The organism is Flagellimonas nanhaiensis (genome assembly GCF_003382275.1).
Classification (GTDB): Bacteria; Bacteroidota; Bacteroidia; order Flavobacteriales; family Flavobacteriaceae; genus Flagellimonas; species Flagellimonas nanhaiensis.
In genome coordinates this window covers 77,983-89,260 of record NZ_QTJX01000008.1, presented here as the reverse complement: position 1 = coordinate 89,260, position 11,278 = coordinate 77,983, and the positions used below count along the sequence as shown (strand labels likewise).

At 40.9% G+C, this 11,278-nt stretch carries 11 protein-coding genes; 8 read left to right on the top strand and 3 right to left on the bottom strand.

Going from position 1 to position 11,278, the window contains the following annotated elements; genetic code table 11:
• The 8 genes from DX873_RS18995 to DX873_RS18335 form a co-directional block, all read left to right on the top strand.
• Positions 1-963 (top strand): hypothetical protein (locus DX873_RS18995; RefSeq protein WP_198412981.1); only part of this gene is annotated, 963 nt, incomplete at its 5' end.
• 30 nt (positions 964-993) lie between these two features.
• Positions 994-1,617 (top strand): hypothetical protein, encoded by a 624-nt coding sequence (locus tag DX873_RS18365; protein WP_232520982.1) that lies wholly within the window; start codon positions 994-996, stop codon positions 1,615-1,617.
• 1 nt (position 1,618) lies between these two features.
• A complete protein-coding gene (locus tag DX873_RS18360) occupies positions 1,619-3,661 on the top strand; it encodes an Ig-like domain-containing protein (RefSeq protein ID WP_116185950.1) in 2,043 nt (680 codons plus the stop codon).
• A gap of 29 nt (positions 3,662-3,690) precedes the next feature.
• Positions 3,691-4,617, top strand: coding sequence for a PorP/SprF family type IX secretion system membrane protein (locus tag DX873_RS18355; RefSeq protein WP_116185960.1), 927 nt, complete (start codon positions 3,691-3,693; stop codon positions 4,615-4,617).
• A gap of 57 nt (positions 4,618-4,674) precedes the next feature.
• On the top strand, positions 4,675-5,208 hold the full coding sequence (gene idi, locus DX873_RS18350) for an isopentenyl-diphosphate Delta-isomerase (RefSeq protein ID WP_116185949.1): 534 nt from the start codon (positions 4,675-4,677) through the stop codon (positions 5,206-5,208).
• Positions 5,205-5,612: a 6-pyruvoyl trahydropterin synthase family protein gene (locus DX873_RS18345; RefSeq protein WP_116185948.1), complete on the top strand. Its 408-nt coding sequence runs from the start codon at positions 5,205-5,207 to the stop codon at positions 5,610-5,612. Before idi ends, DX873_RS18345 begins: the two co-directional genes overlap by 4 nt.
• Positions 5,613-5,621: 9 nt before the next feature.
• On the top strand, positions 5,622-6,584 hold the full coding sequence (locus DX873_RS18340) for a type I phosphomannose isomerase catalytic subunit (RefSeq protein WP_116185959.1): 963 nt from the start codon (positions 5,622-5,624) through the stop codon (positions 6,582-6,584).
• 24 nt (positions 6,585-6,608) lie between these two features.
• Entirely contained in the window at positions 6,609-6,881 is a 273-nt protein-coding gene (locus tag DX873_RS18335) for a hypothetical protein (RefSeq protein ID WP_116185947.1), read from the top strand.
• A 3-nt stretch (positions 6,882-6,884) separates the two neighbouring features.
• On the opposite strand, the gene DX873_RS18330 is transcribed toward DX873_RS18335, so the two are convergent.
• The 3 genes from DX873_RS18330 to DX873_RS18320 all read right to left on the bottom strand — a co-directional run bounded on the left by DX873_RS18330 (position 6,885) and on the right by DX873_RS18320 (position 11,179).
• Entirely contained in the window at positions 6,885-7,577 is a 693-nt protein-coding gene (locus DX873_RS18330) for a DUF4369 domain-containing protein (protein ID WP_116185946.1), read from the bottom strand.
• 44 nt (positions 7,578-7,621) lie between these two features.
• Entirely contained in the window at positions 7,622-8,884 is a 1,263-nt protein-coding gene (locus DX873_RS18325) for a DUF819 family protein (RefSeq protein WP_116185945.1), read from the bottom strand.
• 93 nt (positions 8,885-8,977) lie between these two features.
• A complete protein-coding gene (locus tag DX873_RS18320; RefSeq protein ID WP_116185944.1) occupies positions 8,978-11,179 on the bottom strand; it encodes a DUF5916 domain-containing protein in 2,202 nt (733 codons plus the stop codon).
• Between the last annotated feature and the right edge of the window lie 99 nt (positions 11,180-11,278).

Sequence of the window (11,278 nt, the reverse complement as noted above, 5' to 3'; positions counted from 1 at the left end):
ACCTCGATCACGGTCACGGATGCCGGTGGCACCCTGAGCCAGGATTTGGACGGTACCTTCGCCACCGATGCGGAACTTGCGGCACTGAACACGGACGATGCGGATGCCGATCCGACCAACGAGTACAACACCGCCGTTGGCCTTACGGGCACCTCGATCACGGTAACGGATGCCGGTGGCACCCTGAGCCAGGACCTTGACGGTACCTTCGCCACGGACGCTGAACTTGCCGCGCTGAACACGGACGATGCGGATGCGGACCCCACGAACGAGTACAACACCGCCGTTGGCCTTACGGGCACCTCGATCACGGTAACGGATGCCGGTGGCACCCTGAGCCAGGACCTTGACGGTACCTTCGCCACGGACGCTGAGCTCGCTGCTGTAGCAGATGATGATGTAAGTGTAACCAATACTGTTAGTGGAAATAGGATTGCGACAATTTCAGAAGCAGGTATTGCATCCGTAGACATTAATGAGACAGTAACAAGTCTTTCACAAAATACATCTACAGGTGTGATAAGTTATACCGATGAGGATGGAGGGACTCCAGAGACTGCAAATGTGGTAAGTGCAGATGCCAATAACCAAATTTCTGTAGGAAGCGATGGTGGTGCATTTTTGAATATGCCAATGATTTATTCCACAGGAAAAATCAATGGAGATGGAACGGCTGCTGCTATTTATCAAGCAACGGTCTCAAGAATAAATGAAGGTGATTATCAAATTACATTTACCACGGCACTCGGAAACTCGAATTATATCATACAGCTGGTGACATTGGATTGTGGAGGAGATTGTCCTGGAAATACAGGAGCGAATTACGATGACCCAGGTATTAGCTATTATGATCAACAAACATCTGGATTTAAGGTGAATATCGGAGATAGTGATAATGGTGCTACACAGAAAGATGACATTGATTTGGAATTCATGTTTACCGTAATAACTCTTCCTAACTAAAAACAACCAAACTAAAGCAAAGACGAAGTGATGAAAAGATATCTTCTAATATTAGGACTGATTGTATCCTTTTCGGCTAAAGCACAAATTGAGGGGACTTCAATACCAAGTTTACCTCAGTTGACTGCAGCCGAAATGGCTGGTGTTATTTCACCAAATATTGGTTCCTCCATTTTTAATACTGACGACCAACAGGTATATATGTATACCACTTCAGGCTGGGTAGCTTCTACGGATGACCAAACTTCATCTGAAGTAAATACGGATACTCCAGTAGATGTTGATGGAGATTCTACCACAGAAGCTACGGTGGAAGATGTGATTCAAGACATCGCTCCTATAACATCCATAGCGGCGAGAGTGTTTTATCCACCATCCATTGCGATAGATGCATCATCCAACGGTACCGGGTTAACTGTAAACCTGTATTCACAATACATTGCTCAATTTGGGACTCCTTCGGTAGCAAGTAGCGGTGCACCTGCTGCACTTCCTACATATGGAGCTACGGATCTATATTACTATGTAACCTATGCAGATCCAACAGTTTTTGATAACCTGAGTATTGATGCCAATGGATTGATGACATACGACATAATTGGACAACCTGCAGATTACAATTCATTAATAAATGTAGTTTTTGTAGTAAAATAGAATGATAAAGACTCAAAAAGATTTGAAACCAAGAACCCCACATAAGTCTTTATTTTTTGGATTGCTGATATTATTATTGGCATCAAATCTTGCAAATGCCCAGTTTTTGCTACAAGCTCCCAATAGTGGTGACGAAAGTAACTATCAGTGGTTTGAGGCATCCGATTTGGGAACTGTATTGGGCACAAATTCTTTTTATGAAGCTACACAACCAGGAGTTTATTTTGCCACCTATGATGGAACCCTTTGTGGTTCCAATGCCACAGGTTATTTTATACTAACCGATTGTAACGCCCCAGATAATGAGGTGACCCTGGATATTTCAGCAAGCATTCCATCTGGAGCTACGGTATCGTGGAGTCCTGCAGTTGGTGGTGATCAAACCCGTCCTACTGTAATTAGTACAACTTCTGTAATGCGATATACAGCTACTATTACCAAAGCCGGAAATAGTAGTGACCTTCCAAGATTTACGGTTGTTTGTATGAGTCAGGCAGGGAATTTGGTTGATGATCTCGTATCAGTGAATGAAGACGAGTTTGTTGTCGTACCTATTTTTGACAATGATTCTGATTTGGCCACCGATGGCACATTAACTACAACCAATCCTCCAAATGGGTCAATATCCATTAATGATAATGGAACAGCAAACGATCCATCAGATGATATTGTAACCTATACTCCTGATGCTGATTTTAATGGGACAGACACATTTGATTACACCGTTTGCAATGCTTTTGGAGCCTGTAGTACGGCTACAGTTACCGTAGATGTAATTCCTATAGTTGATACACTTGATGATTCAGCCGCAACAGAGGAGAATGTTTCCGTTGATATAGCATGGAGCGGCAACGATAATGATATTCCTACCCTGGGAACCATAACCACAACCAATCCAGCAAATGGTACTGTTATTTTAAATGATGGTGGAACTGCCAATAACCCATCAGATGATGATATTACCTATGTTCCAAATCCAGGATTTATTGGAACCGATTCTTTTGACTATACCGTTTGTGATTCCAACGGAAATTGCGATACGGCAACAATTACAATCCTAACCAATCCGCCAAGCACAAATCTGGATGCTGATAATGATGGTATTGTAGATAGTTTTGAGGACTTGAATACGGATTTGGACAATGATCCATCCACAGATCCAACTGATACTGACGGAGACGGAATTCCAGATTACTTGGATATTGATAGTGATGATGACGGTATTCCGGATAATGTAGAGGCTCAAGACGATTTCACATACATTGCTCCAAGCGGAACCGATAGTAATGATAATGGACTGGACGATGCTTATGAAAATGGAGGAAATGTAGGTCTCATTCCTGTAGATACTGATGGTGATGCCCTTCCAGATTATGTTGATGATGATAGTGACAATGACAATGTGCCAGATGCCATTGAAGGTCATGACCAGAATCAGGATGGAATAGCAGATGTCGTATTTGTTGGTTCCGATAAGGACAACGACGGTCTGGATGATGCTTACGAAGGAAGCACGGTAATCGACATTGATGTCAATGATGAGATTAATGATCCTACTTCAGACTTAATGGACACAGATACTGATGGAGTTCCAGATTATAGGGATTCTGATGATGATGATGACGGTATAGAAACCATAGATGAAGACTTGGATGGCGATGGAAACTACGCCAACGACGATTCTGACGAAGACGGAAGACCTAACTACCTTGATTCCGATTTAGGGGAATCACAAGTAGACCCAATAGATGTAATAAATGTAATAACGCCAAACGGAGATGGTGTACATGATGTATTGACCATCAACCATCTCGAAAATTATCCAAACAACACAGTAAAGATTTACAATAGGTGGGGTGTGCTGGTATACGTGACCAAAGCATACAACACAAATGGAAATGTCTTTGATGGCACTTCCCAAGGAAGAGTAACTGTGGATAGTGACAATAAACTTCCAGTAGGTACGTATTTCTATATAATAGATTACGAAGACCTTAATGGAAATATGAAACAACTATCCGGTTACATATACATTAACAGATAAAGATGAATGTTACTGTGGAACGAAAAAGAATGAAGAGAAGAATCCAGCAATTACTTTTCCTAATTGCCTTGGGTATGGGTAGTTTGGCCCAAGCACAGCAAGATGCACAGTATACCCAGTACATGTACAATACCGTAACCGTTAATCCGGCTTATGCGGGTTCTCGCGGACATTTAAGTATAGCGGCTCTGTATCGAAACCAATGGTTGGGGTTGGATGGAGCTCCGGAGACACAGACCTTGAATATCCATACCCCTTTGGGGTATCGTGGAGTAGGTTTAGGACTTTCTGTGGTCAATGATAAAATTGGACCTACCTCTGAAACATACTTTGATGTGGATTTTTCCTATACCATTCAAACTTCATTTGAAGGGAAGTTGAGCTTTGGCCTTAAGGCCAGTGCGCATATGTTGGATATAAGATACTCAGAGTTGGACGAATATTTAATAGACAATCAGTTGAACCAGGGAGACCTTAGAAAGTTTTCTCCAAATGTAGGTGCTGGTGTCTACTATCACACGGAACGATTTTACGCAGGGGTGTCTGCACCAAGGATATTGGAAACCACGCATTTTGATGAATCATCCGTATCCACGGCAAAAGAACAGATCAATTTGTATTTGATTACCGGTTATGTTTGGGATCTTAATCCATTTCTAAAATTTAAACCTACCCTTTTGACCAAGGCAGTACAAGGAGCTCCTTTACAAGTTGATGTTTCGGCCAACTTTATGCTCAATGAAAAATTCGTTGGAGGCTTGGCCTATAGATGGGATGCCGCCTTCAGTGGTCTCTTTGGATTCAGGATTTCCGATGAAATGTTTCTTGGATTGGCCTATGACCGAGAAACCACGGATTTGGGTGGGGCCACTTTCAATGACGGATCTTTTGAGGTAATTTTCAGGTACGATTTCATAAGAAATATTGGTAATCTCAAGTCGCCACGTTTCTTTTAGGAACAATTTAAAAACCCGATTTTCAATAATTCCCGGTAAACGTCATATTTTTACCTCATGAAAGAGGAAAATGTGATATTGGTGAATGAGGCAGACGAACCTATTGGGTTGATGCCTAAAATGGAAGCCCATGAGAAAGCTGTTCTCCATAGGGCTTTTTCAGTATTTATTATGAACGATAAAGGTGAGACCATGCTCCAACAGCGGGCTAAGGACAAATATCACTCCCCTTTGTTGTGGACCAACACTTGTTGTAGCCATCAAAGAGAAGGTGAGACCAACATACAAGCTGGAAAACGCCGCCTTCAAGAAGAAATGGGATTTACCGCGGAGCTTGAGGAATTGTTTTCTTTCATTTATAAGGCACCTTTTGACAATGGACTTACGGAACATGAGTTGGATCATGTAATGATGGGAAAATTTCAAGGAGAGCCCCAAATCAATCCAAGTGAAGTAGAAGATTGGAAATGGATGGCCCTGGAAGATATCAAAGAGGATATTGCCTCAAATCCGGATGGATATACGGCATGGTTCAAAATTATTTTTGAAAGATTTTACGACCATCTCATTCATAAATCAGAAGAGCAATGAGAGCAAAAGTGAGCAGAAAAGCCAGTTTCAATGCGGCGCATAGGCTGTATAGGCCCGATTGGAGCAATGACAAGAACGATGCAGTTTTTGGAAAGTGCAATAACCCTAATTTTCACGGTCATAATTATGATCTCATTGTAAGTGTTACCGGAGAAATAGATCAGGAAACAGGTTTTGTTATGGACCTAAAAATCCTAAAAGAGTTGATAAAGACCCATGTGGAGGATGCCCTGGACCATAAAAACCTTAACGTAGATGTTCCTGAGTTTAAAGAGCTGAATCCGACTGCGGAGAACATTGCCCTTGTCATTTGGAACAAATTAAGACCGCATGTTGAAAAAGAAAAGGAATTGGAGGTAACACTTTACGAAACACCCCGTAATTTTGTGACTTATTCAGGATAACAAATGGATATATACCCGTTAAAATTTAAACCTATCCTCAAAGAACGTCTTTGGGGAGGAACCAAGCTCAAGGATGTATTGAGCAAACCTATTGAAAGTGATATTACTGGCGAAAGTTGGGAACTTTCTGGAGTAGATGGAGATATCTCGGAAATTTCCAATGGCCCTTTGGAAGGAACCTCATTGCAAGAACTGATTGCAAAAGAAGGCGGGCAGTTGTTGGGAAAAGGAGTAGTGGAGAGGTTTGGGACCGATTTTCCCATTTTAATCAAGTTTATTGATGCCAAGCAAGATCTTTCTATTCAATTGCACCCCAATGACGAGTTGGCCAAAAAAAGGCATGATTCCTTTGGAAAAACAGAAATGTGGTATATCATGGATGCCGATCCAGGAGCCAAACTCATTGTTGGCTTCAACAAAGATGTAGAGAAGGAAGAATACATAGAGAGTTTAAAGGAGAATACCTTGTTAGACCTCTTAAACTATGAAGAAGTAAAGGAAGGAGATACTTTCTTTATCAACACAGGAAAAATCCATGCCATAGGTGCCGGGGTACTTTTGGCTGAGATTCAACAGACTTCCGATATCACTTACCGTGTTTTTGATTTCAACAGGAAAGATAAAAACGGAAACCTAAGGGAGTTGCACACCGAATTAGCTCTTGATGCCATTGATTATACTAAAAAGGATGATTTCAAGGTAAATTATCCAAGTGATAAGAATGTGGCAAATACCATGGTGGATTGCCCTTATTTCAAGACCAATTTCATGGAATTGACGGAGGGTATCCAACAAGATGTATCAAATAGGGATTCCTTCACAATCTATATGTGCGTAGGAGGTTCGGCAACCATTTCCAATGATTGGGGAAATGCCCAAATTAGAAAAGGAGAAACCATTTTAGTATCTGCCTCTAGTCAAAAAATTGATATTGAGACAGATGGAGCTAAACTTTTAGAAGTTACCATTTAATAGTAAATTTGAAAAAACACTAGTATGCCAAGCATTCGTGATCTAAAAAAAGATGTCAACTTTGTTCTAGGCGATATCATAGAGGCAGTCTACATTTGGGAGGCTGGGTCTGGAAAGAAGGATTCTGCAGAAGGTACCGTTATCATTGATAAGGCCATAGCCATTTTTGATGACCTTATGAACAAGATTCATCAAAAAGATGTAAATAACCCCAAGAATCATTTCAAGGGAATCAGGAACCAGTTGGAAGAGAAAGCCACTGAACTGGTCAATGAGTTCAACAAGTTGGCCGAGTAGCAGTTACTTTTCTAGATATTTCTTAAGGGCTTTGCCATACTTTGAGGCCGCCACATCTGGTGATAGGGTCTCATAGACCGAATCCAAATACTTGGGATTGGCCTCTTTGGCCGCATTGAGCATCAAATATGGGGTAACATGGGAATCTCCATTATTCAACCCAAAATTAATGGCATACCGATAACGATTCACGATATTTTGATCCATTTTCTGCTGGATGGAATCCATAGCCAAGGAATCTTCCTGAAACTGAGGCAACATAGCTAGTTGCGAAAGTTCAAGATCTTTGATATTGAATTTGGAGAACATCTCATTGAATTCAGTGAATTTCTCATGGGACTCAGAACCAAAGACCTCAGGGTCAATATCAAATGTATTCCAAGAGGTATTTATCGTAATTTCTCCAGGCTCTCCAAAAAAGACTATCCTATCATTGATGTCGTTGTTGTCTTGTTTGTCCAGATATAGATAGAAAACATCTGGTTCAGAGATTTCTTTTGAAAAAGAAAAGGTTCCATCGCCTTTAATTTCAAGGGAATCCAAGGAGACTAAGGAGGAATCCTTGAACTGCTGCAAGAACAAAGTACCCTTTTTAAGTCCTTTGATATTTCCGGAAACAATCATGGAATTCTCTGTACTTTTTTTACATGAGAAAACCAGAATCCCGAGAACAAGAAAAAATAAAATCCGCTTCATGAATAAAAATTTGCGCGACAAATATCCATAAACTTCTGGAATATTTAAACTTTAGAGGCCACTTCCATTAGCAAGGCACATATATAGGCGCCTGCGGTGCCCACCACATAACCAAAAACGGCCAGAAGAATGCCCACTGAGGTCAAAGAGGGGTGAAACTCTGCTGCAACCACTGGTGCCGAAGCTGCTCCTCCCACATTGGCCTGGCTTCCCACCGCAAGGAAAAAGTATGGGGCCTTGATGAGTTTAGCAACCAAGATCAACAATCCTGCATGAATAGTAATCCAGATAAGTCCGATTGCTATAAGCCCTGGATTTTCCATTACCCTTCCCAAATCCATTTTCATTCCTATGGTGGCGACCAAGATATAAATGAACATTCCACCAATTTTACTTGCTCCTGCTCCCTCATAATTTTTGGCCTTGGTAAAGGATAGACCAATTCCAATTGTGGTGGCGAAGACCACCATCCATAAAAATTTGGAGCCCAAGGAGGATAGTATTTTTTCCTTGTTTCTGATAACCTCAAAGTTGTTTTCCAAAAACTCTGCAAAATGAGATCCTAAGAAATGAGCAATTCCAACACCTGCGAAGGCGTAAAAAAGCATCATTATAAAGTCATTGAGCGAAGTGACCCTGGCAATCTTTTCGGTATAGTCAGAGACCTTTACTTTTAATTCTTCAATAGATGAGGTGTCGGCCTTGAGCCAAGAATCAATCCTTTTTGTCTTTCCTATTCCTAATAGAAGTACGGCCATCCACAGATTGGCCATAACTATATCCACTAGCACCATCTTTGAGAACTCCTTCGGATTATATTGAAAAACTTCAAGCATAGCTGCTTGGTTGGCCCCACCACCGATCCAACTACCGGCAATTGTGGAAAGTCCGCGCCAAACGGCATCAAATCCATTTCCTCCAACGGTTTCTGGTGAGAAAATAGAAACAATGAGTATGGCCACCGGCCCCCCTATGATTATTCCAACTGTACCGGTCAAGAACATGATCAAAGCTTTTGAACCAAGGTTTGCAATGGCTTTTAAATCTATGCTCAGTGTCATTAAAATCAAAGCTGCAGGCAATAAATACCGACTGGCTATGTAATAGGTTTGGGATTTGGTTTCATCAACGATTCCAGTACTTGCTAGAATTGCCGGTAATAAATAGCACATAAGCACGGTGGGCACTATGGTATAAAACTTTTTCCAAAAACCTTTTTTAATGGAAGAGGTGTAAAAAACAAAACCTAGGCATAAGCAAAGGAGTCCAAAGATCACGGTGTCTTCGGTAAAGGGTAGTTGGTTCATAAGGTATTAAGCTAAAGCACCAAATATAGGAAAATCAGAAAAGGTGCAGCCTTCATTTGGCTTTCCAACTAGAAAATTTAAGACCCTAATTCGTTAAATATTCAACCAGTATGTCAGTTTTAGGTTTATGGACCTGTTTCTTGGCATAAACGAATTAACAAAGTAATTGTCATTGTAAACCAAAAAGAGATCGGAAAGTGGAGCAAATCGCCACTGCAGTCTAGAATTGAAACCAAGATTATCCCTTTGGTTACTATACTGAATCAAGGTTGACCAAAATATAGATTTATTAAAGGTAATGTCTATTCGAGGTGCAACCAACCAGATATCTGCACGAGCATAAGGACTTGGAAGGTCTATATGGTCATAGTTCAGGTTCATGGAAAAATTAAACTTTGGTTGAACCCTAAGGTTCACCTGGGCCTCGGTGGAGAACCTATTGCCATTAAAGAAACTGCCATATGAAGGTTCAATCTGAAAAGAAACCACCTTTCTGCGATCGGAACCAAACTCCATTTCAACTGCGCCAAAATGGTATCCCGTATTTGCAGGAAGCTCAACTGCATCATCTTTGCCAGTGGGTTCAAAAGAATCCGTTAAGTAGATAAATTGATGTTCTAATCCGGCTCTTAGGAAGCTTAAATTGTTAAATTCTGCGCTCCAGTTTAGATTATGGAAATAGTCCGTGTTTTGGTAATCTAGGTTGGGTCTCCAAGTATAGACCGTGAAAAGTTGAAAATTATGATTATTGATCTTACTTCCTTTTTTTGCCCAAAAATTTCGGTTAACCCCAGAGGCAACTTTAAAGATATCTGTTCTGGGAATAAAACCGAGGTCAGAATTGAACTCTTCGTCTATGTAAACTAGGTCTACAAAGGCGCCATAATTTCTGGCGTTGTAGTTCATAAACCCTCCCAAAGAATAATTTCCTTTTTTGTCACCAGGATCAAAGGATTTATGGGCATAAAACTTACCGCCCCATGTATTGCTGACAGTAGCTAGATTGTAATCTATTCCGATAACTCTATTGTATTCCTCATCCTCATCTAGAAAATCTGGAATGTCAAAGGCTTGTCGGTTGATGAAGAACAATCCAATGTTAGATCGGGAGAAAACCTTCTGTTGGAGTGCCAGCATCATATTATTGTTGGAAGGAATCTCATTGGCTTCATCTTCTTCTGTCTGAATATTGAGGAAACCAAGTCTTAAGTTGTTGTTGAGTTTACCACTTAGTCGCACTCCACCAATAATTTTATTTTCTATGGTGTTGTCATCTACATCCTTGGCAATACCAATTCTTCTTGAAAAGAATGGGTTGGCATCCCTGCCCCCTCCAAAACGTCCAAACAAATCGCTGTTGTCTATAAAGAATTGCCTTCGTTCTGGTAATGAAACTTCAAAACGGGTAAGATTGGTTATGAAATTATCCACCTCAACCTGGGAAAAATCGGGATTGATGGTAATATCTAGGTTCATGCCGTTTCCAATGGCGATTTTGGCGTCTCCACCAAAACTTATATCATTTGTAGATTCATCGTTTTCGAAATCTTTTCCAGAGATGCCATTAACAAATGGGATTATGGCCAATGGTGTCCTGGACTTGCCGAGAGGTTTTTCAAAAACCATATCTCCCATGAATGCCAGACTGAAAATCAATTGATTTTGAGGAATTTCTATCCATGTACTCCGTTCATTGGCTTGCATATCAAAACGGTAGCTGTTGAACCTCCATTTTGTTTCTCCTTCACGAAATTTGAATGAGGTAAGGGGAATGGCCAGTTCGGCAATGTAGTAATCGTCATGAATTTGGGTCTCTCCACGCCATTTAACATCCCAGGATGTGGTAAAACCTCCTAGGTCTCCCCCTCCTCCCGAAATCAAGGCCTCTCGTCTAACCCCTAAAGGGGTTATCCCAAAGAGAAATGCGTTGGTACCATCATTAAATGTGTCAAAAAGCAAGCTAATATTGTCACTGCCGCCAGCACGATAATCCCTTCTTAAAGAAGGAGTGATATAGTCCCTCCCCTTGGTGTCTTGTCGTATACCAATATATAATGTGGTGTTGTCCACCATCATTTTAATGTCGGTTTTTTGGGTGGCCAAAATGGAATCCGAAGGAAAATATTGCTGAAAATCGTGGGCACTATCTGCAGTTTCCCATACAGGTTCGTCCAAGACACCGTCTACGGTTATGGGTTGATCTATAAATTTTACAGTGAATTGTTTAGTGCTGTTTTGGGCAGAAAGTAAAAAGGGAAGAATTGATGCGATCAGCGCAATACGCAGTTTGAACATTGGTACATTTAAATTAGTCGCCCAAATTTAAGGTGAACCTCCGTTAAAAAAATCCCAAATTTTTTGATGACCGGTTGTCATCAAAAATATTCCAAATCT

What these genes read in the sequence shown, in the direction of transcription:
- DX873_RS18360 (WP_116185950.1), top strand. Translation starts at nt 1,619, where the DNA reads ATGATAAAGACTCAAAAAGATTTGAAACCAAGAACCCCACATAAGTCT.
- DX873_RS18355 (WP_116185960.1), top strand. Translation starts at nt 3,691, where the DNA reads ATGAAGAGAAGAATCCAGCAATTACTTTTCCTAATTGCCTTGGGTATG.
- idi (WP_116185949.1), top strand. Translation starts at nt 4,675, where the DNA reads ATGAAAGAGGAAAATGTGATATTGGTGAATGAGGCAGACGAACCTATT.
- DX873_RS18335 (WP_116185947.1), top strand. Translation starts at nt 6,609, where the DNA reads ATGCCAAGCATTCGTGATCTAAAAAAAGATGTCAACTTTGTTCTAGGC.
- DX873_RS18320 (WP_116185944.1), bottom strand. Translation starts at nt 11,179, where the DNA reads ATGTTCAAACTGCGTATTGCGCTGATCGCATCAATTCTTCCCTTTTTA.
- DX873_RS18325 (WP_116185945.1), bottom strand. Translation starts at nt 8,884, where the DNA reads ATGAACCAACTACCCTTTACCGAAGACACCGTGATCTTTGGACTCCTT.
- DX873_RS18365 (WP_232520982.1), top strand. Translation starts at nt 994, where the DNA reads ATGAAAAGATATCTTCTAATATTAGGACTGATTGTATCCTTTTCGGCT.
- DX873_RS18330 (WP_116185946.1), bottom strand. Translation starts at nt 7,577, where the DNA reads ATGAAGCGGATTTTATTTTTTCTTGTTCTCGGGATTCTGGTTTTCTCA.
- DX873_RS18345 (WP_116185948.1), top strand. Translation starts at nt 5,205, where the DNA reads ATGAGAGCAAAAGTGAGCAGAAAAGCCAGTTTCAATGCGGCGCATAGG.